Origin of the sequence: Bradyrhizobium sp. SRS-191 (assembly GCF_024586915.1) — a bacterium.
Lineage (GTDB): Bacteria > Pseudomonadota > Alphaproteobacteria > Rhizobiales > Xanthobacteraceae > Bradyrhizobium.
This window is the reverse complement of the sequence record NZ_JANBVS010000002.1, coordinates 193,528-219,552: the sequence shown is the minus strand read 5'-3', so window position 1 is coordinate 219,552 and position 26,025 is coordinate 193,528. Positions and strand designations below refer to the sequence as shown.

23 protein-coding genes are annotated in these 26,025 nt (G+C 65.3%); 6 read left to right on the top strand and 17 right to left on the bottom strand.

The genetic code is table 11. From position 1 onward, the window contains the following. Window positions 1–8 precede the first annotated feature (8 nt). From NLR35_RS04850 to NLR35_RS04840, 3 genes are all read left to right on the top strand, one after another. Entirely contained in the window at window positions 9–941 is a 933-nt protein-coding gene (locus NLR35_RS04850) for a lipid A biosynthesis lauroyl acyltransferase (RefSeq protein ID WP_257165420.1), read from the top strand. A 159-nt stretch (window positions 942–1,100) separates the two neighbouring features. Continuing rightward, on the top strand, window positions 1,101–1,478 hold the full coding sequence (locus NLR35_RS04845) for a VOC family protein (RefSeq protein ID WP_257165419.1): 378 nt from the start codon (window positions 1,101–1,103) through the stop codon (window positions 1,476–1,478). Between the two features lie 303 nt (window positions 1,479–1,781). Next, window positions 1,782–2,825 (top strand): hypothetical protein, encoded by a 1,044-nt coding sequence (locus NLR35_RS04840; RefSeq protein ID WP_257165418.1) that lies wholly within the window; start codon window positions 1,782–1,784, stop codon window positions 2,823–2,825. Between the two features lie 52 nt (window positions 2,826–2,877). Here the strand turns inward: NLR35_RS04840 and NLR35_RS04835 are convergent, their stop codons facing one another. From NLR35_RS04835 to NLR35_RS04775, 13 genes are all read right to left on the bottom strand, one after another. Continuing rightward, window positions 2,878–3,984, bottom strand: coding sequence for a polyamine ABC transporter substrate-binding protein (locus NLR35_RS04835; RefSeq protein WP_257165417.1), 1,107 nt, complete (start codon window positions 3,982–3,984; stop codon window positions 2,878–2,880). Window positions 3,985–3,996: 12 nt separating this feature from the next. Further along, window positions 3,997–5,160 (bottom strand): aminotransferase, encoded by a 1,164-nt coding sequence (locus NLR35_RS04830; protein ID WP_257165416.1) that lies wholly within the window; start codon window positions 5,158–5,160, stop codon window positions 3,997–3,999. 9 nt (window positions 5,161–5,169) lie between these two features. Continuing rightward, window positions 5,170–5,493, bottom strand: a complete 324-nt coding sequence (locus tag NLR35_RS04825; protein ID WP_257165415.1) for a rhodanese-like domain-containing protein — start codon at window positions 5,491–5,493, stop codon at window positions 5,170–5,172. Window positions 5,494–5,604: 111 nt separating this feature from the next. Further along, window positions 5,605–7,527 carry a potassium transporter Kup gene (locus NLR35_RS04820; protein WP_257165414.1) on the bottom strand — a complete coding sequence of 641 codons (1,923 nt, stop codon included), beginning with the start codon at window positions 7,525–7,527 and terminating at the stop codon, window positions 5,605–5,607. Between the two features lie 156 nt (window positions 7,528–7,683). Then, window positions 7,684–9,582, bottom strand: a complete 1,899-nt coding sequence (locus NLR35_RS04815) for a potassium transporter Kup (protein ID WP_257165413.1) — start codon at window positions 9,580–9,582, stop codon at window positions 7,684–7,686. A 277-nt stretch (window positions 9,583–9,859) separates the two neighbouring features. Further along, window positions 9,860–10,690 (bottom strand): flagellar motor protein MotB, encoded by an 831-nt coding sequence (locus NLR35_RS04810; protein ID WP_257165412.1) that lies wholly within the window; start codon window positions 10,688–10,690, stop codon window positions 9,860–9,862. 37 nt (window positions 10,691–10,727) lie between these two features. Continuing rightward, entirely contained in the window at window positions 10,728–11,501 is a 774-nt protein-coding gene (locus tag NLR35_RS04805) for a motility protein A (RefSeq protein ID WP_006609144.1), read from the bottom strand. 181 nt (window positions 11,502–11,682) lie between these two features. Further along, on the bottom strand, window positions 11,683–12,045 hold the full coding sequence (locus NLR35_RS04800) for an Hpt domain-containing protein (RefSeq protein ID WP_257165411.1): 363 nt from the start codon (window positions 12,043–12,045) through the stop codon (window positions 11,683–11,685). Beyond that, window positions 12,042–14,237 (bottom strand): hybrid sensor histidine kinase/response regulator, encoded by a 2,196-nt coding sequence (locus tag NLR35_RS04795; protein WP_257165410.1) that lies wholly within the window; start codon window positions 14,235–14,237, stop codon window positions 12,042–12,044. Before NLR35_RS04795 ends, NLR35_RS04800 begins: the two co-directional genes overlap by 4 nt. A gap of 254 nt (window positions 14,238–14,491) precedes the next feature. Further along, complete coding sequence (locus NLR35_RS04790; protein WP_257165409.1) at window positions 14,492–15,211, bottom strand: RraA family protein; 720 nt, start codon at window positions 15,209–15,211, stop codon at window positions 14,492–14,494. 108 nt (window positions 15,212–15,319) lie between these two features. Then, window positions 15,320–16,204 carry a phosphatidylcholine/phosphatidylserine synthase gene (locus tag NLR35_RS04785; RefSeq protein ID WP_257165408.1) on the bottom strand — a complete coding sequence of 295 codons (885 nt, stop codon included), beginning with the start codon at window positions 16,202–16,204 and terminating at the stop codon, window positions 15,320–15,322. An 87-nt stretch (window positions 16,205–16,291) separates the two neighbouring features. After that, the gene (locus NLR35_RS04780; protein ID WP_257165407.1) at window positions 16,292–16,990 is read right to left on the bottom strand and encodes a phosphatidylserine decarboxylase; all 699 of its coding nucleotides are present in this window, start codon (window positions 16,988–16,990) and stop codon (window positions 16,292–16,294) included. Between the two features lie 120 nt (window positions 16,991–17,110). Then, a complete protein-coding gene (locus tag NLR35_RS04775) occupies window positions 17,111–19,054 on the bottom strand; it encodes an ABC transporter ATP-binding protein/permease (protein WP_257165406.1) in 1,944 nt (647 codons plus the stop codon). A 226-nt stretch (window positions 19,055–19,280) separates the two neighbouring features. Between NLR35_RS04775 and NLR35_RS04770 the strand changes: the two genes are divergently transcribed. Then, the gene (locus NLR35_RS04770; protein ID WP_257165405.1) at window positions 19,281–19,883 is read left to right on the top strand and encodes a TIGR00730 family Rossman fold protein; all 603 of its coding nucleotides are present in this window, start codon (window positions 19,281–19,283) and stop codon (window positions 19,881–19,883) included. Window positions 19,884–19,886: 3 nt separating this feature from the next. Here NLR35_RS04770 and NLR35_RS04765 read toward each other — a convergent pair whose 3' ends face one another. The 4 genes from NLR35_RS04765 to cysS all read right to left on the bottom strand — a co-directional run bounded on the left by NLR35_RS04765 (window position 19,887) and on the right by cysS (window position 24,000). Then, window positions 19,887–20,264, bottom strand: a complete 378-nt coding sequence (locus NLR35_RS04765) for a VOC family protein (RefSeq protein ID WP_257165404.1) — start codon at window positions 20,262–20,264, stop codon at window positions 19,887–19,889. Window positions 20,265–20,380: 116 nt separating this feature from the next. Continuing rightward, a complete protein-coding gene (gene cimA / locus NLR35_RS04760) occupies window positions 20,381–21,979 on the bottom strand; it encodes a citramalate synthase (RefSeq protein ID WP_257165403.1) in 1,599 nt (532 codons plus the stop codon). Beyond that, entirely contained in the window at window positions 21,976–22,476 is a 501-nt protein-coding gene (locus NLR35_RS04755; RefSeq protein ID WP_257165402.1) for a GNAT family N-acetyltransferase, read from the bottom strand. Before NLR35_RS04755 ends, cimA begins: the two co-directional genes overlap by 4 nt. A 114-nt stretch (window positions 22,477–22,590) precedes the next feature. After that, the gene (cysS, locus tag NLR35_RS04750; protein WP_257165401.1) at window positions 22,591–24,000 is read right to left on the bottom strand and encodes a cysteine--tRNA ligase; all 1,410 of its coding nucleotides are present in this window, start codon (window positions 23,998–24,000) and stop codon (window positions 22,591–22,593) included. A 387-nt stretch (window positions 24,001–24,387) separates the two neighbouring features. On the opposite strand from cysS, the gene NLR35_RS04745 reads away from it, so the two are divergent. Together NLR35_RS04745 and NLR35_RS04740 are read left to right on the top strand one after the other, a co-directional pair. Then, window positions 24,388–24,696, top strand: coding sequence for a hypothetical protein (locus NLR35_RS04745; protein WP_257165400.1), 309 nt, complete (start codon window positions 24,388–24,390; stop codon window positions 24,694–24,696). 153 nt (window positions 24,697–24,849) lie between these two features. Next, window positions 24,850–26,013 carry a DUF2865 domain-containing protein gene (locus tag NLR35_RS04740; RefSeq protein ID WP_257165399.1) on the top strand — a complete coding sequence of 388 codons (1,164 nt, stop codon included), beginning with the start codon at window positions 24,850–24,852 and terminating at the stop codon, window positions 26,011–26,013. Window positions 26,014–26,025 lie beyond the last annotated feature (12 nt).

Below are 26,025 nucleotides of genomic sequence, written 5' to 3'. Positions count from 1 at the left end.
TCGCATCGATGAGTCTCATTCCCCTCCGGACCAAGCTCGTCATCCGCCAGAAGGTGAAGTCGTTCGGGTCCTCGGCCGTCGGCGCGCTGACGGTCGGCATGCTCAAGACCACGCGCTATTTCGATCCGCAGAAGACCGCCGATCGCTTCGCGCGCATCGCGCAGTGGATCGGCCCTAAGCTGCGCGAGCAGCGCATCGGCCGCGACAATCTCACCAAGGCCTTCCCGGAGAAGTCGCCCGAGGAGATCGAGCGGATTCTCGCCGGCGTCTGGGACAATCTCGGCCGCGTCGGCGCCGAGTTCGCCCATCTCGACAAGATCTGGGACTTCGACGAGGAGCATCCCGAGCGCAGCCGCATCGAACTCACGCCGCGCACTCATGAGCTGTTTCATCAGCTCCGCCTGGACGGCAAGCCGGCGCTGATCTTCGCCAGCCACCTCGCCAATTGGGAGATGCCGGCGCTCGCCGCCGTCGCCCACAAGCTCGACACCGCCATCCTCTATCGCCGGCCGAACATCGCCGCCGCCGACCGCATCATCCAGGAGATGCGCCAGGTCAAGATGGGCACGCTGATCCCGGCCGGCCGCGACGCGCCGCTGCGGCTGGGCCAGGCGCTCAAGAACGGACAGCACGTCGCGATGCTGGTCGATCAGTACCTGACCGGCGGCGTGGAGGTGACGTTCTTCGGCCGCAAGACCCGCGCCAACCCGATGCTGGCGCGGCTGCTGCGCCAGGTCGAATGCCCCGTGCACGGCGTGCGCATCATCCGCCTGCCCGGCAACCGCTTCCGCGCCGAGCTGTCGGAGGAAGTGAAGCCGGTGCGGACGGCCGATGGCCAGATCGATATCCAGGGCACGACGCAGGCGGTGACCGACGTCGTCGAGAGCTGGGTGCGCGAATATCCGGAGCAATGGCTCTGGCTGCACCGGCGCTGGCGGTAATCGCTGCGCGCGGCAAATTCCACTACAGGGAAGGCGACCAATAGCACCACCTTCCATCAACACCCCACTCGAAGAAAACTCTTACTTCGCGGCGCGACGCTCGCTACCTTGAAGCCGTATCCGACAAGCCGTTCGGAAGCTTCAGGAGGACAAGCGCGGATGTTTTCGCACATCATGGTCGGCACCAACGATCTCGACAAGGCCAAGGCCTTTTACGACAAACTGCTGGGGACGCTCGGCGTGCGACCGGCCCGCGTCGACGGCCACCGCATCTTCTACATCACGCCAACCGGCATCTTCTCGGTCTCCAAGCCGATCAACGGGCAGCCCGCCACGCCGGCCAACGGCGGCACCATCGGCTTCACCTGCAACTCGACCGAACAAGCCGACGCCTGGCACGCAGCCGGCCTCGAAGCTGGCGGCACCACCTGCGAGGACCCGCCCGGGGTGCGCCAGGGATCCGCCGGCAAGCTGTATCTCGCGTATTTGCGCGACCTCGACGGCAACAAGCTCTGCGCGATGCATCGGCTGGGCTGAGGCGATAAGCCCAGGCCAGGATCGCCCCCTCCCCCGCACGTTTCGCGCTGCCCCAACGACCGACCAAAATTCACGACAGACGCATCTCTCGCATGGGGGATTGACCATCGCACGGTCGGCGATAACAATATCGCCGACCGTGTCCTGATGTCATTCTTCAACCAGACCGCTCTTCATTAAATGAATACGCGGCGGCCCATTTCGCCTGCAGATATGATTCTGGCTCCACGGCATTTCACAACGGCGCCCCCGGGCGGTTCGTTCTCGTTCTATCGATTTTATGTGCCCCATTGGAGTTCGGTCATGCGAACGCTCAGCCCAATCATACTAGCGGTGATCATGCTGCTCCGGGGGGTGCCATCGGTGCACGCGATGGACTTCCGTTGGTGGGACCAGTCAACGGTGCAAGCATCCGGACCGATCGAACAAGGTGATGCAGCAAAGTTCGCGGCCTTGGCAAAGTTTGACACGTTGGAGCTCGATAGCCCCGGCGGCCTGGTTGGCGAGGCGCTCGCCATTGCCGCGAACATCGACGCCCGCGGCAACATCCAGACTGTCGTGCCGTCCGGCGCGTCCTGTGCTTCCGCGTGTGCCATGGCGATCTTCGTCTCTGGAGAACGGCGGATCGTCCGCATCGGCGGCCGACTCGGCATCCATTCCTGCGCGAGTTTGGACGGCACTCAATCCGCCCAATGCAACACGGCAATGGCCGCCAATGCGCGCGCGCATGGCGTGCCGTGGGGCGTCATCGAGGGCTTCGGCAAATACACCAAACCCTCGAGCATGCTGTGGCTGACGGCCGAAGATGCGGAATGTTGGGGTTTCATGAAATGGAGCCCCCAAGATGACTCCAACACTGGCATCGCGTGCTTTCGTCGGGGCGCGTCGATGAAGCCCGAAGATGTCACCGCCAAGAACGCGGATGACGTGTTGTGCAGGATGAATGCGGGCACCTCCCGCGCCTACGTCTCGAACGGACGAAAAGGACAGGGCTTTTCGGATGCGTACCGGGAAGCCTGCAGAAGGATAGCGGCAGATCCCAAGACACCGAAATACGCCGCGATCGATATCATCCTGTGGCTCACGCTCACGGATCCCAACGTGTTGGAATTCAAGCCGGGCACGCTGATGGTGACCATCCTGGATAAAAACGACTCTCAGATCAAGAAATGCTGGAAGTGCCTCACCATCATGGGGATATCGATGCTCATGCACGAGCAGCCAAAGGACGCTTTATCGTTTCTTCAACAAGCCGTTGAGGTGGCGAAACAAGAAACAGGCTCCGTCCCCGCCTGGCTCCCCTCCAGAGTCGAGATCGCCGCGGCAGAGGCGAAAAAATCGCCCTAGGTGTAGCCCCCACTCAAGATCGTGTGGTATCGAAAGCGCGCCCCACCTGCCCTCACCGTCCCGTCTTCACCTTGGTCCAGAGCCGGTTGATCACGCGCTGGGTCGCCGGCTCGCGGGCGGTGATGACGAACAGCTTCTTCAGGGTCGCGTCATCAGGATAGATGTTCTTGTCGCCGAGAATCTTCGGGTCGATCAGCTTCTGGCTGGCCAGATTGCCGTTGGCGTAGGACAGGAAGTCCGAGTTCTTTGCCGCCACCTCGGGCCGGTAGAGATAGTTGATCAGCGCATAGGCCTCGGGCACATGCTGGGCATCGGCGGGGATCGCGAGATTGTCGAAGAACATCTGCGCGCCCTCCTTCGGCATGGCGTAGCCGATCTCGATGCCGTTCTTGGCTTCCTCGGCGCGGCTTCTGGCCTGCATGATGTCGCCGGACCAGCCGACGACGAGGCAGATCTCGCCGGTGGCGAGTGCACTCAGATACTCCGAAGAATGAAACTTGCGCACGGAGGGCGCGACCTTGCCGACCACATCGGCAGCCTTCTCGAGGTCGGCCTGCTTGGTCGAGTTGGGATCGAGGCCGAGATAGTTCAGCGCCGCCGGAAAGATGTCGTCGGCGGAATCCAGCATGTGGACGCCGCAATCCTTGAACTTGGCGAGGTTCTCCGGCTTGAACACCATGTCCCAGCTGTCGATGCGTGCGCCCGGCCCTAAGATCTTCTCGATCGCCTTGACGTTGTAACCGATGCCGGTCGTGCCCCACATGTAGTTGGCGGCGAACTGGTTGCCGGGATCGTAGATGGCCAGGCGCTCGGTCACCACGGGCCAGGCATTGGCGAGATTCGGCAGCTTGGACTTGTCGAGCGGCTGGAAGATCCTGGCCTTGATCTGACGCTGCAGGAAATACGCGGTGGGCACGACGACATCGTAGCCGGACTTGCCGGCGAGCAGCCGGGTCTCCAAGGTCTCGTTGGCGTCGAAGGTGTCGTAGACGACCTTGATGCCGGTTTCCCTGGTGAAGTCGTCCAGGACACCCGGCGCCATGTAGTTCGACCAGTTGTAGAAATTCACGACGCGCTCTTCGGCCCGGCCGGCCGACACCGAAAGCGTCAGGACGGCGGCGGCCAGCGCCAGAGCCGAACGAATGCAGCCGCGCGTCATCAAGCTCGTCTCCTAGCGTCGGTGGATGGCGTCGGACAGGCGCTCCAGCGCCGTGTCGAGCGTCGCGTCCTTCTTGGCGAAGCAGAACCGCACGACCGAGGTCACGGCATCCTTCTCGTAGAAAGCCGACACCGGAATCGCCGCCACCTTGTAGTCGTGGACGATGCGCCGGCAGAACTGCTCGTCGGTCTCGTTGAGCCCGAGCGGCGAGAGATCGACCGTTAGGAAGTAGGTCCCCTGCGCCTTCAGCACGGGAAAGCCGAGGCTCTCGAGCCCGGCCGTCAGCCGGTCGCGGCTGCGCGACAGCTCGGCGCGCATGTTGACGAAATAGTCGTCGGATTTGCCGAGGCCGTAGGCCACCGCCATCTGCAGGTTCGGCGCCGTCGTGAACGTCAGGAACTGATGCACCTTGGCGGCGACACGCAGCAGCTGCGGGGCGGCGCAGACGAAGCCGATCTTCCAGCCCGTCAGCGAGAAGATCTTGCCGGCCGAGCCGACCTTGATGGTGCGGTCGCGCATGCCGGGAATCGTGATCAGCGGGATGTGCTCGCGGCCGTCGAACACCACGTGCTCCCAGACCTCGTCGCAGATCGCGACCGCATCGAACTCCTGGCAGAACCGTGCCAGCAGCTCGAGGTCCTCGCGCGGATAGACCACGGCGGCGGGGTTCAGCGGATTGTTGAACAGCACCGCCTTGGTCTTCGGCGAGAATGCCTGCCGCAGCATCTCTTCCGACAGACGCCAATGCGGCGGCTCGAGCCGCAGCAGTTTCGGGATGCCGCCGGCCTGGCGGATGATCGGCAGATAGGAATCATACACCGGCTGGAAGCAGATCACCTCGTCGCCGGGCTCGACCACCGACAGGATGGCCGAGGTCAGCGCCTCGGTGCCGCCGGAGGTGACCATCACCTCGCTCATCGGGTCGAGATCGAGTCTGTGCCAGTGCTTGTAGTGCGCAGCGATGGCCTGGCGCAGCTCGGGCAGGCCCATCATCGACGGATACTGGTTGTAGCCGTTCAGGACCGCATCAGCCGCGGCGCGGCGGATGTCCTCCGGGCCGGGATCGTCGGGAAAACCCTGCCCCAGATTGATGGCGTTGTTGTCGCGCGCGAGCTGCGACATCTGCTCGAAGATCGTGACGGGCAGATCGGCGAAGACCTTGTTCTGCGAGATCATGATGCCGTGTCAGCCGCCGGTCTTGATCGGCAGGCCGGCCGCCTTCCAGCCGAGCATCCCGCCCTGGAGATGCTTGTCATACGGCAGGCCCGCCGCCTGCGCCGCCATCGAGGCGGTCACCGAGCGCTTGCCGGAGCGGCAGGCAAACACGACGTCCTTGCCCTGGGGATCCGGGATCAGCTTCGGGTCGAAGGCCGACAGGGGAACAACGATGCCGTCGGGATAGGCTTCCGCAGCAACTTCGTTCGGCTCGCGGACGTCGACCAGCAGAATCCGCCCCTCGGCGATCCCCTTGGCCACGTCCTGCGGGGTCAAATCGTGCACAACAGCCACGCCATCCTCCAAGCCTTCAGCAGAGCCGGACAAGGCCCCGAACCGGCGCCAAACTCGCCCCGGACGGCGGGAAAATCAAGCGCTTCGGCGAGCGCCGGAGCCCCCCCGCCCTCAGATCGTGACCTGCGTCCCGACCTCGACCACGCGCCCGCTCGGGATCTGGAAATAGTCGGTGGCGTCGTTGGCGGAGCGGCTCATGGTGATGAACAGGTGGTCCTGCCAGCGCGGCATGCCCGAATGCGCCGCCGGCTTCAGCGCGCGGCGCGACAGGAAGAACGAGGTCGACATGATGTCGAACTGCCAGCCGAGCTTGCGCGCGATCGCCAGCGCCTTCGGCACGTTCGGCGATTCCATGAAGCCGAAGCGCAAGGTCACCTTGGAGAAGGTCGGGCTGATCTGCTCCAGCCGCACCCGCTCGGAGGGATCGATGCGCGGCGTCGGCGCGGTCTCGATCGTCAGGATCACGTTCTTCTCGTGCAGCACCTTGTAGTGCTTGAGGCTGTGCATCAGCGCGGTCGGCGCGCTCAGCGGATCGGAGGTCAGGAACACGGCGGTGCCGGCGACCCGCTGCGGCGGCCGCTTCTCCAGCATCTCGACCAGGTCGGCGAGCGGGAATTCGAGCTTGCGCGACTTCTCGAACAGCAGCCGGCTGCCGCGCCGCCACGTGTACATCAAGGTCATCACGAAGCCGCCCAGCGCCAGCGGCACCCAGCCTCCCTCCAGCACCTTCAGGAGGTTCGCCGACAGGAAGGTGAGATCGAGGAACAGGAACGGCGCGATCAGCGCAGCCGCCGCGAACGGCGACCACCGCCAGACCTTCCAGATCACGACGAAGCCCATCATCGCCGTGACGACCATGGTGCCCGTCACCGAGATGCCATAGGCGGAGGCGAGCGCGCTGGACGATTTGAACAGCAGCACCAGCAGCACCACCGAGACCAGCAGCAGCTTGGTGATGCGCGGAATGTAGATCTGGCCGGAATGCGCCTCCGAGGTATGGCGGATCTCGAAGCGCGGCAGCAGGCCGAGCTGGATCGCCTGGCGGGTCAGCGAATAGGCGCCGGTGATGACGGCCTGGCTCGCGATCACGGTCGCGACGGTGGCCAGCGCCACCATCGGGATCAGCGCCCAATCCGGAAACATCAGGAAGAACGGGTTCTCGATCGCCTTGGCATCGGCAATCACCAGCGCGCCCTGCCCGAGATAGTTCAGCGCCAGCGACGGCAGCACGACGAACAGCCAGGCGGTCTGGATCGGCCGCTTGCCGAAATGGCCGAGGTCGGCATAGAGCGCCTCGGCGCCCGTCACGGCCAGGAACACGGCGCCGAGCGTGATGAAGCCGATGATGCCGTGATGAAGCATGAAGGTGACGGCGTTGAACGGGTTGATCGCCCAGAGCACCTCGGGATGGCGCAGGATCGGCGGCAGCGCCGCGACCCCGATCACCACGAACCAGAGCAGCATGATCGGGCCGAAGAAGGCTGCGACCTTGGCCGTGCCGCGCACCTGGACCGCGAACAGCATGACCAGGATGATGATCGTCATCGGCACGACATAGGGATCGAACGCCGCCGTCACGAGCTTGACGCCCTCGATCGCCGACAACACCGACAAGGCCGGCGTGATCACCGCGTCGCCATAGAACAGCGCGCCACTGATGATGCCGAGCAGGACGATGACGCTGGCGCCGCGGGTGACGCCGCGCTGGGCCAGTGCCATCAGCGCCAGCGTGCCGCCCTCGCCATGGTTGTCGGCGCGCAGCAGGATAACGACGTATTTGAGGGTGACCACGACGATCAGCGCCCACAGGATCAGCGAGATCACGCCCATCACCGCGTGAGGCGCCGGCTCACCGCTGCTGCTGGCGGCCATCACGGCTTCGCGCAGCGCATACAGCGGGCTGGTGCCGATGTCGCCGTAGACGACCCCGATGCTCCCCAGGGTCAGCGCCGTGAAGCTGGCCGTGGAGTGGGCATCGCCATGCCCGTTGGTCGCCGGCGTCTCCGCGGGCGTGGCTGCGATGTCGGCTGTCATTGGGGTAGCCCCCTCGAGGACTGGTTAAATTGCTTCACTGCACAAGATGGCAGAGCGCGCGGCTTATAGCCGTAGCGCTTGGGCTCTGACCTGCAGATATTGCATGTCAGCAAACCGAATTAACATATCTTAACCGATTCGAGGGAGCTGGAACCCTTAAATCGTTACTTGAGTACCAACTTCCACGACCCGGCCGGTCGGAATCTGGAAGTAGTCCGTCGCATCATTGGCGGATCGGCTCAGCCCGATGAACAGATGATCCTGCCAAGCGGGCATTCCCGATTGCGACGACGGCTTGAGCGACCGGCGCGAGACGAAGAACGACGTCGACATGATGTCGAACTGCCAGCCGAGCTTGCGCGCCACCGCGAGCGCCCTCGGCACGTTGGGCGATTCCATGAACCCGAAGCGCAGCCGTACCTTGGAGAACTTCTCGCTGACCTTCTCCATCCGCACCCGCTCCGACACGTCGACGCGCGGCGTCTGCGCGGTCTCGATGGTCAGGATCACGTTGTGCTCGTGCAGCACCTTGTTGTGCTTGAGATTGTGCAGCAGTGCTGTCGGCACCGAGGTCGGGTCGCTGGTGAGGAACACCGCGGTTCCCTTGACGATGTGCGGCGGCCGCTTCTCCAGGCTGGACACCAGATCGTCGAGAGGCACCTCGATCTTGCGGGTCTTGAGCATCAGGATCGCCGAGCCGCGCCGCCAGGTCCAGATCGTCACCACCATCGCCGCGCCGAACAGCAGCGGCACCCAGGCGCCTTCCAAGAGCTTCAGCAGGTTGGCCGCGAAGAAGCTCATGTCGACGATGACGAACGGAGCGATCACCGCCGCAGCGACTGCGGCGCGCAGGTTCCAGAGCTTCCAGATCACGACGAAGCCCATGATGCCGTCGGCGACCATGGTGGTCGAAACAGCGATGCCGTAGGCGGAAGCGAGGTTGCTCGACGTCCGGAACAGCAGGACCAGCAGCATCACGCCGATCAGCAGCAGGCGGTTGACGCGCGGCAGATAGATCTGCCCGGCGTGGCTCTCCGAGGTGTAGCGCACCTCGAAACGCGGCAGCAGCCCGAGCTGCACCGCCTGGCTCACCAGCGAGTACGCGCCGGTGATCACGGCCTGGCTGGCAATCACGGTCGCGGCGGTCGCCAGCACCACGAGCGGCAGCAGCAGGATCTCGGGCACCATCCGATAGAACGAGTTCTCGAGCGCGCCGGGATCGGACAGCACCAGGGCGCCCTGCCCGAAATAATTGATCAGCAGCGCGGGCAGCACGAAGAACAGCCACGCCGATTGGATCGGCTTGCGGCCGAAATGGCCGAGATCGGCATAGAGCGCCTCGCCTCCGGTGACGGCGAGAAACACGGCACCGAGTGTGACCAGGCCGATGGTGCCGTGGGAGAGCAGGAAGTGCACCGCATAATAGGGATTGATCGCGGCGAGAACGGAGGGATCGTCACTGATGTGGACGATGCCCATCACCGCGAGGCACGCGAACCACGTCACCATGACGGGGCCGAAGGCCGAGGCCACCCGCGCCGTCCCCTTGCTCTGCACCGCGAACAGCACGACCAGGATGATCACGGTGAGCGGCACCACGTAGTGCTCGAGCGCCGGCGCGGCGAGCTTGAGACCTTCGACCGCCGACAGCACCGAGATCGCCGGCGTGATCATCGAATCGCCGATGAACATCGAGGCCCCGATCACGCCGAGCGCCATCAGGAACATGCTGCGTCGACCGAGGGCGCGCTGCCCGAGCGCCATCAGCGACAGCGTTCCGCCCTCGCCATTGTTGTCGGCGCGCAGCAGCAGCAGGACGTATTTGGCGGTCACGACGATGAACAGCGACCAGAGGATCAGCGAGAGAACCCCGAGGACGATGATCCGCGAGACCGGCTCGCCGTGCGCGGCGCCATGTGCGGCCTCGCGAAAGGCGTAGAGGGGCGAAGTTCCGATGTCGCCGAACACGACGCCGATGCTGCCGAGCGTCAGCCCCCAGAACCCCGAGGTGGTGGCAGTGTCCTGTCCTTCGGTCGATGTGGCGCTGGCCGTCATGTCGCTTGGAACGCATCTTCCCTGTTTGGCCCGGCGCGTGTGAACGCAGACCGGCCGCAGGTCAAGTCTCTACCGTAGCAGACCTTGGTTCGGAGGCCGTTGCCAAACAGCATCTCGTTCACAGATGTCTCTTGCCGCGCCGCGGCAAGCCGCCGGGTATGCAGGGACGGTGATGCGAATGTCGGATCGGCCGCAGCCGAATCAAGGGCTTGTGCCGCTGTTCGTTAGCAGTTTCAGACCAGGATGCGGCAATATGCTGCGGAACGCCGATGCGCGACTACGGCTTCAGGTCCGGCGGCAATGGCGGGTCTTCCCGCATCAAGGTGATCGTGACGCGGCGGTTGGCCGCCAGCGACGGGTCATCAGGGAACAGTGGCTGGGTATCCGCCTTGCCGGAGACCGCAAAAATATGGCTGGGCGGCAGCCCTTCCCGCTCCAGGATCTGGCGCACGGCGTTGGCGCGATCGGCCGACAGGTCAAACCCGCCGTAGTCGCTGCGTGACGGGACGAAGCCGGCTGCGGTGTGCCCGGTGATCTGGACCCGCAGCGGCGTCGCCTTGAGCGGCGCGGCGAGCTTTTCGATCAGGCGTCGGGTGCGATCGAACGGCGTCTTGGAGCCGTCCGCGAACATCGAGCGTCCGTCCTGGTCGACAATCTCCAGATTGAGCCCCTGCTTGGTCTCCTCGAACATGATGTGCTTGGAGATTTCGGTCATCTCCGGCATGTCCTGCAAGGCTTGCCGCAGCGACGCCGAGGCCAGCGCGAATTGGCGATCGGTCTTGAGCTTGGCGCCGTTGGTATGCTGGCGCTCCTCCTGCTCGGGGCTCGGATCGCGCGACGTCTCCTCCGGGGAAATGTGCGCGGCGTTCTTCAGCTTCGGACGGGTCGGCAGACCATCGGATTCGACGATGCCGGAATAGCGCGACTCGGATTGCACGCCGAACGCCTCGCGCATCGAGCCCGCGACGACCTTCAGCTTGTTGTTGTCCATGGTGGAGAACGCGACGAGCATCACGAAGAAGCTCATCATGAGACCCATCAGGTCGGCGAAGGTCACGAACCAGCCGTGCCCGCCACCATGCGCGTCGCCCCGTTTCTTCTTGGCCATCTCTCAACCCGCCCCCGATCCCCTCGAGCCCTGCCGATCAGGCCGGCACAGGCTCGCCCTCGGCATGGCGGTGCTTCTCGGGCAGATAGGCCAGCAGCATCTCGCGAACCAGCGCCGGGCTCTTGGAGTCGCGGATCATCAGGATGCCGTCGATGATCAGCGTCCGGTTGGTCTCCTCGTCGAGCAGCTTGCCGTGCAGCTTGTCGGCGATCGGAAGGCAGAACAGGTTGGCGACCAGCGCGCCGTACAGCGTCGCGAGCAGCGCGGTCGCCATGAACGGGCCGAGCTTGGACGGATCGGTCATGTTGGCGAACATCTGCACCATGCCGATCAGCGTGCCGATCATGCCGAACGCGGGCGCGCAGTCACCGATCGCCCGATAGATCTTGCTGCCCTCGTCGAGATGCATGAGGAAATTGTCGCGGTCGCGCTCGAGATTGTCGCGAATGAATTCGAGGTCATAGCCGTCGGCGACGTAGCGGATGCCCTTAGCCAGGAACGGCTCGTCCGTCTCGACCTTTTCGAGCCCGACGGGGCCCTGCTTGCGGGCGATCTCGGCGATGCGGGCGAGCTCTTCGACCAGGTCGCGCGCCGACAGCCGGCTCATCGTGAATGCGAATTTGGCGCCAAGCGGCAGGCCGTGCAGCATCGCACCGAGCGGGAAGCGGATCATGGTTGCAGCGATCGAGCCGCCGAAGATGATGATCATGGCGTGCTCGCTGATGAACATCTCGACGTCGCCGCCGAGCAGCATCATCGTTGCGATCACGATGAAGCCCGCGACCAGCCCCACACCCGTCATGATATCCATGAACTTACTCCACGCGCATCCGCGAACTACCGGCCATCCTGGACGGGCGCGACGGCCCTGCCCCACGCGCTGTCGAGATTAGATGCGCGCCATTAAGGACGAGTTACCGAATTTGGTAGGCATAACGAGAGGTAAACGAACCGTCGTCCGCGCCTCTGGCCTTGCGTCGGGCGGCCGAATTTCAGGCTGCCGCCACGCCGCCCTTCAGCAGGTTCGCCTCGGCGAACAGAGCGGCCTGCGCGAACGATGCTTCCATCCTGCGGACCATCTCCAGCATCTGCGCCGGCTCCATCGTCGCCGAGCCGAGCTCGAGCTCGCGGGACAGCCGGGACAGCGCGGCAAAGCCGAACGTCGCCGCAGAGCTCTTGATCGAATGCGCCTCGCGCTTCAGCTCCATGCGATCCTCGAACTTGGCCGCGAGCTTGCCGAACTTGCCTGAGGTGTCGTCGAGGAAGGTCCTGAGCACCTCCAGCGCATCTTCCTCGCCGAGTTCGGAGATCAGGATCTGGTAGACGGATTCATCGAATTGCACCAGGTCGGTCATGCGACAAGCCTTTCCTTGTTCGTGGCAGCGGCCGCGCGGAGCAGAGCGGCGTTCAGTCGATCGCGCGTGACCGGCTTGGTCACGAAGTCGTTCATGCCGGCATCCGTGCACGCCAGGTGATCCTGGCTGGTGGCGTTGGCCGTCAGAGCGATGATGTAGATGTCCTGGGCGGGCGGCGGCAGCGAACGGATCATCCGCGTCGCCGTGAGCCCGTCCATCTCGGGCATCATCATGTCCATGAGGATCAAGTCGTAGCTCTGCTTCTGCACGGCCGCGACCGCCTGCGTGCCGTTCTCGACGAGGTCGTAGCCGTGGCCGAGCTTGTCGAGGAGCTTCTTGATCACGAACTGATTGGTGAGGTTGTCCTCGGCGACGAGGACCTTCAGCGGCTCGATGCTGGGCAGGCGCTCCTCGGCCGGCGTCTCGCCGACGGGGACGATGGTCGCCTCGGGTGCGCTGACCTGCTCGACCTCGGGCTGCGGTTGCGGCTGAACTTCGATCGAGAAGGTGAAGGTGCTGCCCTCGCCGACCTTGCTCTGCACCTTGATGTCGCCCCCCATGCAGGTGACGAGGCGCTTGCAGATGGCAAGTCCGAGGCCGGTGCCGCCGAACCGGCGCGAGATCGAGTTGTCGACCTGCGAGAACTGCTTGAACAGCCGGCCGACGGCCTCCGCCGGAATGCCGACGCCGGTGTCGGCGACCGAGAACACCAGCGTCAGGTTCGGGCCGGCCAGGTTCTCCGCCCGCACGTCGATATGGACGCTGCCGGCCTCGGTGAACTTCAACGCATTGCCGACGAGATTGAACAGCACCTGGCGCAGCCGCGCGGGATCGCCGACGACGTAGTTCGGCACCTCCGGCGCGATCGATGTCGTCAGCTGCAAACCCTTCTCCTTGGCGCGCGACACCAGCAGCTCGGCGGTCGCCGTCACCGACCGATGCAGGTCGAACTCGATATGCTCGATCTCGAGCCGGTCGGCATCGAGCTTCGAGAAATCGAGGACGTCGTTGAGGAGCTGCAGCAGATAGTCGGCGGACTCGCGCAAGGTGGTCGCGATCTTGCGCTGCTCGGGCGCCAGATCCGCCGACAGCAGCAGGTCGGCAAGCCCGATCACGCCGTTCATGGGGGTACGGATCTCGTGGCTCATCATCGCCAGGAATTCCGAGCGCGCCCGGGTGCCGGCTTCCGCGGCGTCGCGCGAGGCGGCGAGACCTGCCTGATAGCGCGCGATCAGGATCGTGATGATGCCGATGATCACCGTCAGCAGCGCGCCGACGAGGAGATCGCGGTCGCGGTTGAGCTTGAAGGCGGCGAAGATCTCGTCGGAGGCCTGACCGACGATGACCACCAGCGGCTGGTCCTTGATGCGCTGGAACGTATAGATGCGATTGATGCCGTCGATCAGGCTCTTGACGCTGTAGGAGCCGCTGCTCTTCTGCTGGATGGCCGACATCACCGGGCTGCCGGCCAGCGAGGTGCCGACGCCGGCGGGACCGGCCGAGGCGCGCGCGCGCACGATGCCGTCGAGGCCGACCAGCGTGACGTTGCCCTTCTTGCCGAGATCGACCGAATTGTAGAAGCTCGACAGATATTCGGGATCGAGCGATACCACCACCACGCCGCCGAACGAGCCGTCGGGCATGATGATCCGGCGGGTCAGCTGGATCGACCATTTGTTGGAGACGCGGCCGAAGATCGGCTTGCTGATGAAGAGGAAGTCATCCTTGCCGTCGGCATGGATGCGGAAATGCTCGCGGTCGCGCAGGTCGAGGCCGCGCATCTTCGGATCGATGTTGCTGGACAGCATGATGCCGTCCTTGCCGATCACGACCACCTGGAAGGAGAAGTCCGACAGGAACTGGCTGTTCTTCGCCCACAGCGACATGTCGAAGCTCTGGGGATCCTTGGCATAGGAATCTCGGACATAGAGCAGCGTCTGGTCCGCGGCGCGGATCGAGCGGATGATCTGCTCTTCGAACGCGCGCGCGAGATTGGCGCCGTTCTTCAGCGCCGACTGCTCGGTCCGCACATGCTCTTCCGTAATCGTGTAGAAGATGCCGGCCCACACCAGCGCGATCGCCGACAGGCCGATCACGGCGCTGCCGAAATGCCCGATCAGCCGCACCATCCTGTCGACGGCCCGGTCGAGCCGGCCAAACAACGGCATCGATTTGGATATCAGCCTGCGCATGTCTCTCGCCCTCGGAGAACATGCCTAGCGATCCAGGCTCGCCATCAGGTAAAGCTTGATGGATAAAATCTTCTCAACGGGCGAGAGCACCTTAACCTTCGGCCCGTCCGGCGCAATTATGGGTAATCAGTCACCGTGACTGCAGCGCCCCCCGTAATGATCCGGATAAGATGATCGCACGGCTTGCCGCAACCCTGTCGCAACACCGAGCTCATGAGCCGCACCGCCATTGCGGCGCGGCTCTGTCAGAGCACTCAGTGAATCTCGGCTGAGCGCTTCAAGGCGTCCTTGAGCTTCGCCAGGGAGAAATCAGCCGAGCGCGCGATCTCCAGGATCGGCGTCTCGCGGCGGGCGCACAGTTCGGCTGCCTCCGGCAGGCTGGCTGCAATGTCGTGGGGGATCACGATCGCGCCGTGGCGATCGGAGTGGATCAGGTCGTCCGAGCGCACCGTCATGCCGGCGACACGCACCTGCCCGCCGAAGCTCTCGGCATGCACCCAGGCGTGGGACGGTCCGACCGAGCCGGCCAGCGCCTGGAAGCCCGGGGCCCATTGCGGGATGTCGCGGATGGAGCCGTCGGTGATCACGCCGAGACAGCCGAGCGCCTTGTGCACATTGCTCTGCACCTCGCCCCAGAACGCGCCATAGCCGATATCCGGGCCGTCGATGTCCTGGATCACCACGATACGCGGACCGTGGCCGGTGCCGACATATTCGTAATAGTCGGTGCGCCGTTGCGCCTGCTCCTCGACGCTGATGCCGGATTTGACCACGGAGCGGATCGTCGCGGTGCGCGCGTAGCCGACCATCGGCGGCAGATCGGGAAACGGACAGACCAGCGGCTTGGTCGTATAGCCGATCAGGCGGCGATCAGGCGCCACGATCTCCATCGCATTGCAGATGGTCGGCGTGTCGTAGCGCGCGAGCGCCTCGAGGACGGCGGGAGCGACGGGCGCGGCGGCAGAACTTGTCACGGGCGTTTTCTCCGGATGATGCGGACGGATGTCATCGCCGTCCTTGCATCCGGTATAACTGACGCCTCCCAGGCGGCAAAGCTTCGGGCGGGATGGACCGCCCTGCGCTCAGTGCAGCCGCTCCTGCGGCCGCTGCTCCTGGTCGGGTGCGGCCGCCGGCGTGAATGTCGAGGCCGCGGGTGACGGCGCCTGCGGGGCTGCCGCGGCAGCGGCCAGCGTGGCGGCATGCCGTGCCGCCTGCCGGCGGTACAGCCGCCAGCCGAACGGCAGACTCACCATGTACAGGATCGAGACTGCCGACAGGATGTGCCAGGGATAGACGACGATCAGCGCGACGAAGAACACCACCGCGGCAAACACCGGCAGCAAGAGCTCCGGCGACACCCGCATCCGCGTGGTCTTGCCGGAGAACACCGGCAGCCGCGACACCATCAGGAAGGCGATCAGCAGCGTGTAGAGGGCCGTCACCAGCGCCGGCGGCCTGGGCAGGTCGAGGAAGGCGAGATAGACCGGCAGCAGCACCGTGATGGCGCCGAGCGGCGCCGGCACGCCGGTGAAGAAATTGGCGGCGAAGGGCGGCTTGTTGGGATCGTCGATGCTGGCATTGAAGCGCGCCAGCCGCAGCCCGCCGCTGATGGCGTACATCATCGCGGCGATCCAGCCGCCGTCACGCAGCTCATGGAGCTGCCAGAAATACAGGATCAGGCCGGGCGCGACGCCGAAATTGACGAAGTCGGCGAGACTGTCGAGCTCAGCGCCGAACTTCGACTGCCCCTTGATCATGCGGGCGATGCGGCCGTCGATGCCGTCCAGGAAGGCGGCAAAGACGATGGCGCCGACCGCGAGCTCCATGCGGCCCTCGGTCGACAGCCGGATCGCGGTCAGGCCGGCGCAGATCGCCAGCAAGGTGATCATGTTCGGCACCAGCAGCCGCACCGGGATCGGGCGGAAGCGGCGACGGCGCAGGTCGGGAGAGGTCGGATCGAAGCTCATGATCACACCGCAAAGTGGATGGTCCAAACCTTGTGCCGCGACGCGGCCCAAGGTCCCGTTAATGAGTCACACCGACCGGGCGGCGGTTCACTGGCTCCGGAAGCTCAGGCCAGGCACGGCGACGTCGAAATCGGCCAGGATGGTCTCTCCTGCGATTGCGGTCTGCCCTTCGGAGACCAGCACCTCGACGCCATCGGGAAAATAGACGTCGAGCCGCGAGCCAAACCGGATCAGGCCGAAGCGCTCACCTGCCCCGAGGGTCTGGCCCTCGCGCACGAAGGACACGATCCGGCGGGCGACGAGGCCTGCGATCTGGACCACGCCGATCTTGCCGTGCGGCGTCGAGATCGCCAGCGAGTTGCGCTCATTGTCCTCGCTCGCCTTGTCGAGCTCCGCATTGAGGAAGGCGCCGGGGCGATAGGAGATCTTCTCGATCCGGCCGGCCACCGGACTGCGGTTCACATGGACGTTGAACACGCTCATGAAGATCGACACCCGCAGCAGCGGCCGGTCACCCAGACCGAGTTCGGCCGGCGGCAAGGCGCGGGTGATCATGGAGACGCGCCCGTCGGCCGGCGACACCACCAGCCCGTCCCGCTGCGGCGTCACGCGGATCGGATCGCGGAAGAACAGCGCGCACCAGACGGTGAGCAAGGTGCCGATCCAGCCGAGCGGCGTGAAGATCCAGAACAGGATCAGGCTGACCAGGGCGAAGGCGCCGATGAACGGATAGCCCTCGGGATGGATCGGCGGGATCTGGGCACGGATGGAATTGCTGATCGACATGGCCTGCTTCGTTGAGATGTCGTCGCTCTGACCTCAGAGCGGACCGCCGCCTTGACTAGGTCGCTGCGCGGCGAAGGTCAAAATGATTCCTTAACTGTGGATCAAGGCGGTTCGAAGGGCTCATTCGGCGGCGGTGGCCACCGAATCGGCTGTCCCGGGCGGATTGCGGTTCGGCGCGGCGGCCTCGTCGCCGATCTGCGCCAGCTTTTCGCGCGCCTCTTCGGCCTCGCGCTGCCGGTTCCACATGCCGGCATAGAGTCCGCCCCGCGCCAACAGGTCCGCATGGGTGCCTCGCTCGGCGATCCGGCCGCGGTCGAGCACGATGATCTCGTCCGCCGTGACGATGGTCGACAGCCGGTGCGCGATCACCAGCGAGGTGCGGTTGCGCGACACGCCGTCCAGCGCCTCCTGGATCTCGTGCTCGGTATGGCTGTCGAGCGCCGAGGTGGCCTCGTCGAGCACTAGGATCGGCGGTCCCTTCAGGATCGTGCGGGCGATCGCGACACGCTGCTTTTCGCCGCCCGACAGCTTGAGGCCGCGCTCGCCCACCTGGGTCTCGTAGCCCTTCGGCGCCATCCGGATCAGGCCATCGATCTGCGCCAGCCGCGCGGCCTCCTCCACCTCGGCGTCAGCAGCATCCCACCGGCCGTAGCGGATGTTGTAGCGGATGGTGTCGTTGAACAGCACGGTATCCTGCGGCACCATGCCGATCTGCGCCCGCAGCGACACCTGGGTGACGTCGCGGATGTCCTGCCCGTCGATCAGGATGCGTCCGCCGGACACGTCATAGAGCCGGAACAGCAGCCTGGAGATGGTCGACTTGCCGGCGCCGGAGGGGCCGACGATCGCGACCGTCTTGCCGGCCGGCACCTCGAAGCTCAGCCCCTGCAGGATCGGCCGCTCCGGCTCGTAGGCGAAGCGGACGTCCTCGAAGCGGACAGCGCCCGACGTGACGACCAGCGGCTTGGCCCCCGGCGCGTCCTTGACCTCGGCATCCCTGGTCAGCACGCCGAACATCATCTCGATGTCGATGATCGCCTGCTTGATCTCGCGATACACCATGCCCATGAAATTCAGCGGCTGGTAGAGCTGGATCATCATGCTGTTGATCATGACGAAGTCGCCGACCGTGTTGCGCCCCTCGCGCACGCCCTGGGCGCACATCAGCATCGCCACGGTCAGGCCGATGGTGAAGATCACCGCCTGCCCCGCGTTCAGCACCGCCAGCGAGGTATAGGTCTTCACGCTGGCGCGCTCATAGCGCTCCATCGAGCGGTCGTAGCGCTCGGCCTCGCGCGCCTCGGCGCCGAAATACTTCACCGTCTCGTAGTTGAGCAGCGAATCGATCGCCTTGGTGTTGGCGTCGGTATCGGAATCGTTCATGCGGCGGCGGATCTCGATCCGCCACTCGGTCGCGATGTAGGTGTAATAGAGATAGGCCGCGACCATGGTCAGCGTGACCAGCACGTAGCGCCAGTCGAACTGCCACAGCAGCACGGCGGTCAGCAGCGACACCTCGACGATGGTCGGGATCAGCTGCAGGATCACCATGCGCACGATCGTCTCGATGGCGTTGCGGCCGCGCTCGAGCACGCGCGTGAGGCCGCCGGTCTTGCGCTCCAGGTGAAAGCGCAGCGACAGCTCGTGCATGTGGACGAAGGTAATGGTCGCGAGCTTGCGCACCGCATGCATGGCGACGCGGGCGAAGATCCCGTCGCGCCATTGCGTCAGCACCGCCATCAGCACGCGCATCGCGCCATAGCTCGCCGTCATCACGATCGGCGAGGCCACCAGCCAGAACGCCCAGTCGTCCGACTTGATCGGCGCGGTGTTGGCCCCGGTCAGGGCATCGGTGGCCCATTTGAACGTGAAGGGCAGCACCAGGGTCGCGACCTTGGCGGCCAGCAGCAGCACCACCGACCATAGGACGCGCATCTTCAGGTCAGCGCGATCGCTCGGCCAGATGAAGGGCCACAGATGCCGCAAGGTACCGGCGAGCGTTCCCTGCTCGAGGGACGCTTGCGGCTGGGCGGCGCCGTGATGGGGAGACGAATCAGGAGGCATCAAGCGATCTGGAACAGTGGGGATCTTGGCCGGTTATGAATCAGGATCATCTGCCCCATATAGAGTGTTCGACCGCCAAGTGCACCCGCATGCCGACGGATTCCGTTGCGGCGGCGCAGTAATTGCATAACTTGATTCAGATCGATTGGATTGCCCGTAGAACTCCGCGAACCACCCCATCCGCCCTCGTCTTGACGCCTTTCAGTTGCAGTGTCACACCCATCCCATGACTGAAATCCGCACCGTCTGTGTCTATTGCGGCTCCGGCCCGGGCACCAATCCCAGCTTCATCGAATCGGCGAAGACCCTCGGCAAGTCGCTCGCCGACAACGGCGTGCGCCTCGTCTATGGCGGCGGCTCCATCGGCATGATGGGCGCGGTCGCGAAGTCCGTGCTGGACCATGGCGGCGACGTCACCGGCATCATTCCCGACTTCCTGGTGAAGAAGGAAGTCATGATGCCGCTCAAGGATCTCATCGTCACGCCCGATATGCACGAGCGCAAGCGGCTGATGTTCGAGCACTCCGATGCGTTCGTGGCCCTGCCCGGCGGCGTCGGCACGCTCGAGGAGCTGGTCGAGCAGCTGACCTGGAAGCAGCTCGGCCGCCACGCCAAGCCGGTGCTGATGGCCAACATCGACGGCTTCTGGGAGCCGCTCTTTTCTCTTCTCGCCCACATGCGCGAGACCGAGTTCATCCGCCCGGGCTTCCAGATCGAGCTGCTCAAAGCCGACCGCGCCGAGGACATCCTGCCGCGGCTTCGCGAAGCCGCCGCCCGCGTCGCCAAGGAAGAGACCCAGATGGCGCCGGAGATCGCGAAGCGCCTCTGAGCCCTACTCGCTCGGAAACGTCACCGCCTCGATCCGGTTGCCGTCGGGATCGAGCACGAAGGCCGCATAATAGCGCACGCGATCGTGCGGCCGCAGCCCCGGCGCGCCATCCGAGACGCCGCCCGCCTCAACCGCCGCGGCGTGAAACGCGTCCACGTCGGCCGTGCTCCTGGCGCGGAAGCATAGATGCGAGCCGGTGTCGGCCGGCACGCGCGCCATGCCGGCGCGCAGATTGATCCAGAACTCCGGATAGGCCTTGCCGAAGCCGATAGTCGCCGGCCGCTCGATCAGCCTGGCGAGGCCGAGCGGCGCCAGGGCCAGCTCATAGAAGCGGGCGCTGCGCGCGAGATCGCTGACGCCGACGGAGATGTGGTCGATCATGCTTCGTCCCCGCTTTCTCTCCTCCGTCATTGCGAGGAGCGAAGCGACCAAGCAATCCAGAGTCGCGCACTCGGCCCTGGATTGCGTCGTTTCGCTCGCAATGACGGTCCCCTAACTCATCCCGCCGCGCCCGACTTCACCAGCTTGTAGAACACCGAATCCATCAGCGCCTGGAACGACGCATCGATGATGTTCGGCGAGACGCCGACCGTGGTCCAGCGCTCGCCGGTTTCGTCCTCGCTCTCGATCAGCACGCGCGTCACCGCCTCGGTGCCGCCGTTGAGGATGCGGACGCGGTAGTCGATCAGCTTGAGGCCGTCGATGAAGCCCTGGTACTTGCCGAGATCCTTGCGCAGCGCGACGTCGAGCGCGTTGACGGGGCCGTTGCCTTCGGCCGCCGAGATCAGACGCTCGCCGGCGACGTCGACCTTGACCACGGCCAGCGCCACCGTGACGCGCTCGCCGAGCGCGTTGTAGCGCTGCTCGACATTGACGTCGAACTGCTCGACCCGGAAATACTCCGGCACCGAGCCGAGCGTGCGCCGCGCCAGCAGCTCGAACGAGGCATTGGCGGACTCATAGGCGTAGCCGAGCGCCTCGCGCTCCTTGAGCTCCTCGACCAGCCGCGTCAGCTTCGGATCGGACTTGCTGAACGGAATGCCGCCGCGCTCCAGCGCCGCGATGACATTGGAGCGGCCGGCCTGGTCGGAGACCAGCACCTTGCGATGATTGCCGACGCTCTCGGGCAGCACGTGCTCATAGGTGTGCGGATCCTTCAGCACGGCCGAGGCATGGATGCCGGTCTTGGTGACGAAGGCGCTCTCGCCGACATAAGGCGCATGCCGGTTCGGCGCGCGGTTCAGCATGTCGTCGAGCGTGCGCGACACCTTCATCAGGCTGCCGAGCTGCTGATCCGAGACGCCGATCTCGAAGCGGTCCGAAAACTCCGACTTCAGCTTGAGCGTCGGAATCAGCGAGCACAGGTTGGCATTGCCGCAACGCTCGCCGAGCCCGTTCAATGTGCCCTGGATCTGCCGCACGCCGGCACGCACGGCGGCCAGCGAATTCGCCACCGCCTGCTCGGTGTCGTTGTGGGCGTGGATGCCGAGGTGATCGCCGGGCACGTGGTTGAGGACTTGGCCTACGATCGCCTCGATTTCGTGCGGCATGGTGCCGCCATTGGTGTCGCACAGCACGACCCAGCGCGCGCCGGCCTCGTAGGCGGTGCGGGCGCAGGCGAGCGCGAACTCGGCATTCTCCTTGTAGCCGTCGAAGAAATGCTCGCAATCGAGCATGACCTCACGCCCGGCCGCCTTGGCCGCCGTCACGCTGTCACGGATCGAGGCGAGATTCTCCTCGTTGGTGGTCTCGAGCGCGACGCGCACCTGATAGGCCGAGGATTTGGCGACGAAGCAGATCGCGTCCGCCTTGGCCTCCAGCAGCGCCGCGACGCCGGGATCGTTGGAGACGGAACGCCCGGCGCGGCGCGTCATGCCGAAGGCGGTGAAGCGGGCATGGCCGAGCTTGGGTTTGTGCGCGAAGAACTCCGTATCCAGCGGGTTGGCGCCGGGATAGCCGCCTTCGACGTAGTCGATGCCGAGATCGTCGAGCAGCCGCGCGATCACCTGCTTATCCGCCAACGTGAAGTCGACGCCATTGGTCTGCGCGCCGTCGCGCAGGGTGGTGTCGAACAGATAAAGCCGTTCCCTGCTCATGCCTGCGCTCCCGCCCCGAGCGGCTTCTTCATCGTGGTGTTGGCGAGCCATTCGCCATTGATCGAGACGCTGTTGCGCTGCTGCGCGACGTAGCCGCGCTTCCTGAAGAAATCCACCGCGGTGTCGCTGGCGTCGACCACGAGCCCCGTGGTGCCGCGCGCGCCGGCAAGCTTCTCCAGCGCATCGCACAGCATCGCGCCGACGCCCTGCCCGGCGACGCTCGGATGCACGTAGAGCATGTCGATGTGATCATTGCCCTTCAGCGAGGCAAAGCCCACCGGCGAGCCCTGCAAGGTTGCGATCAAGGTCAGCGTGGACGCCAGCTTCTTGCCGAAGCTCGCTTCGTCATCGGCCGCGGCGGCCCAGGCCTCCTGCTGCTCCTCGCTATAGTCGTCTCCGGTGAGCTGCTGAATGCTCGCAGCGAAAATCGCGGCCAGGACTGGCGTATCGGTCGGGAGAAACGGCCGCAGCGCGGCCTTCGGCAGTGACTGTCCCATATCCTCACCAGATCCCATAGAGCTTCGTGACGATCGCGACAGCGCCGGCGATCACCGCGAGCTTGATCACGATGTAGTACAGCCAGTGCCGCGGAAACGGCGTGTCGGGCTTCTTCATCGCGCGATCTCCCAGGTCGTGACCGGCTTGCCGTCGGCGCCCTTGCCGTCCTTCAGCACGACGCCCATGGCCGCGAGCTCGTCGCGGAGACGGTCGGACTCCTTGAAGTCCTTGCGCGCGCGGGCCGCGGTGCGCTCGGCGATCAGCCCGTCCACCTTGGCGGCATCGACGCCCTTGGCCTGCTGCTTGCGGGCCTCCCATTGCGCCGCGGTTTGGGACAGGAAACCGAAGTAGCGCAGCGAGCCGGCAAATGCCGCTCGTTCCGCCTCCCCTCCGGATACTGCCCGTGCGCGCAACGCGTGCAGTTCGGCGATCATCAACGGCGTGTTGATGTCGTCGAGCAGCGCAGCGATGATCGCGGGCTCCGGCTGGTCGCCCGGCGCATCGGCGGCGACGCGATACCAGTCGTCGAGCGTCTTCGCGCTCTCCTCCAGGTTCTTGACCGTCCAATCGGCCGGCGAGCGGTAGTGCATCTTGAGCATGTTCAGCCGCAGCACCTCGCCCGGCCAGTCGGCCAGCAGGTCACGGATGGTGACGAAGTTGCCGAGGCTCTTCGACATCTTCGCGCCCTCGACCTGCACGAACTCGTTGTGCAGCCAGTAGTTCGCCATGACCGACGTGCCGTGGGCGCAGCGCGACTGCGCGATCTCGTTCTCATGATGCGGGAAGATCAGGTCGAGCCCGCCGCCATGGATGTCGAAGACATCGCCGAGATAGGCCGCGCTCATCGCCGAGCACTCGATGTGCCAGCCCGGGCGGCCGCGGCCCCATGGGCTATCCCATCCCGGCTCGTCGGCCGACGATTGCTTCCACAGCACGAAGTCGGCCGGGTTCTTCTTGTGCGCATCGACCGCCACGCGGGCGCCGGCAAGCTGCTCGTCGAGCTTGCGGCCCGACAGCGCGCCATAGTCCGGCATCGACTGGGTATCGAACAGCACCTCGCCTCCGGCCTCATAGGCGTGGCCGCGCGCGATCAGTTGCTTGATCAGCGACACCATGTCCGCCTTGCCGTCGGGACGCGGCAGCACGAAATCGGTGGCGCGCGGCTCGAAGGTCGGCGGCAGGCTGCCCAGCGCCGCCGTGTCGCTGTGGAACTGATTGGCCGTGACCTCGGTGACCTTCCGGATCGCCTCGTTCAGCGGCAGACCTGGAAAATCACGCGCCGCCCGCGCGTTGATCTTGTCGTCCACGTCCGTGATGTTGCGGACATAGGTCACATGCTCGGCGCCGTAGACGTGGCGCAGCAGCCGGAACAGCACGTCGAAGACGATCACCGGGCGCGCGTTGCCGATATGGGCGAAGTCGTAGACCGTCGGTCCGCAGACATACATGCGGACATTGTTGGGATCGAGCGGCACGAAGGGGCGCTTCTCCCGCGACGCGGTGTCGTACAAACGCAAGTCCATGGTCAGTCCCCGAATGCCTCAGTCCCGAATGCCTGTGCCCGCGTCTCACTGGGCGAGACGCAACGGGTATCCTCGCCAGATGACGGCCCGGATGCGGGCGGCCACGGCCAAAAACACGCTGCCGACCTGCCGGCCGGGCGTCCTGATCATCTCTGTTGAGAAAAGACGGCCTCAGCCAGCGAATCGCTAGCGCGTAATCTCGCGGCAAATGCAGCAGATGGCGAGGAAACCGTTCATGGGTTTCACCATGATCCAGCAGGGTGTTGCCGTCAAGAGCCGCAAAACGGCCGTTTTCGCCGCTCAAACGCTCCGGCCCTGCCTCAAGGTTAATCATTTTTAACCCTTTGGGCCTAACCATGGGTTGTCTCCTACATCCACCGGTGCACCATGCGATTCTCCTCAGGCCTGCTCGCCTGCTGTGTTGTCCTCGCCGTCGCGACGACCGCCTCGGCCGAGAGCCGAATCTTCATCATCGCCAACGAGGCCGACGGCTATGGCGTCGACCAGTGCCTGGCCAAGGGCGACAGATGCGGCGCCTCGGCGGCGCGCTCCTATTGCCAATCACGCGATTTTGCGCAGGCGTCCTCCTACCGCCGCGTCGACCCTGATGAAATCACCGGATCGGTGCCGAAAGCCGGCGGAAACTGCGCTCATGGCGGCTGCAGCGACTACGTCGCCATCACCTGCCAGCGCTGAGGCGCCAGGGAACGGCTGTTCCCGCCATCCGAGCGCCCCGGAAACGACGTGACGATGCCCGACAAAGCGGCTATGGGATGCCCGCCGCTGCCGCGAATTTTCCGAATTCTGTGCTAGCTCCGCGGCAGCACCCATGGACCGGAATACCGCATCTTGATCGCATCCCTGTCTCCGCGCCTGTTGGCCTGTTCTGCGTTGCTCGGACTGTCCCTGACCGGCTCGCACGCCCTGGCGCAATCCAGTTCCGATTCCTATGCGCAGATGCCGCCGGGCCCTCCGGGTGCGCAGGCCGGCGTCAATCCGATCTGCCCGCGCCTCGAGGCGCAGCTCGCCACGATCGATCGCGGCGGAGGCGGCGATCCCGCGCGCGACGACCAGATCCGGCGCTATCAGGACGCGGCAGCCAAGCAGCAGGCCGAGCTCGATCGCGTCAGCATGCAGGCCAAGCGGATGGGCTGCGACAGCCCCGGCTTCTTCTCGATCTTCAACGGCCGCGCCGCCGAATGCCAGCCGGTCAACAACCAGATCCAGCAGATGCGCTCCAACCTCGACCAGATCACCGGCAGCCTGGAGCGGCTGCGCGGCGGCGGCATGGGCGGTGAGCGCGACAATCAGCGCCGCTCGGTGCTCGCCGCGCTCGGCCAGAACAATTGCGGCCCGCAGTACCAGCAATATGCGAACGCGAATCGCGGCGGCAATGCCGGCGGCAACTTCCTGACCAGCCTGTTCGGCGGCGGCGGCGGCGACAACAACCCTGCCGCCTCGCTGCCTCCGCCGAGCGCCGATCTCGCCGCGCCGCAAGGCACCTATCGCACCGTCTGCGTGCGCACCTGCGACGGCGCCTACTTCCCGATCTCGTTCGCCACCGTTCCCGGCCGCTTCGCCGATGACGAGCGCGCCTGCAAGGCGCAATGCCCCGCCGCCGAAGCGACGCTGTTCACCTATCGCAATCCCGGCGAGGACATGAACCAGGCGGTCTCGGTCAACGGCCAGTCCTACAGCGCACTGCCGAACGCGTTCAAATATCGCACCGAGTTCAACCCGAGCTGCTCCTGCAAGGCGCCGGGCCAGACCTGGGCCGAGGCGCTGAAGTCGATCGACGAGCGGGCCTCCGCCGCCGAGCAAGGCGACATCATCGTCACCGAGGAGAGCGCCAAGCGCATGCAGCAGCGCCAGACCGGCAAGCCGCCGGCGACGGCTGCCAAGAAGGGCGCCGCGCCGGCCGATCCCGCGGCTCCGACCACGGCGACCGCCGACGGCGCCGCCGGCGACAAGCAGATCCGCACGGTCGGTCCGACCTTCATCCCGGCGCGCTGAGCGGCATCGCCG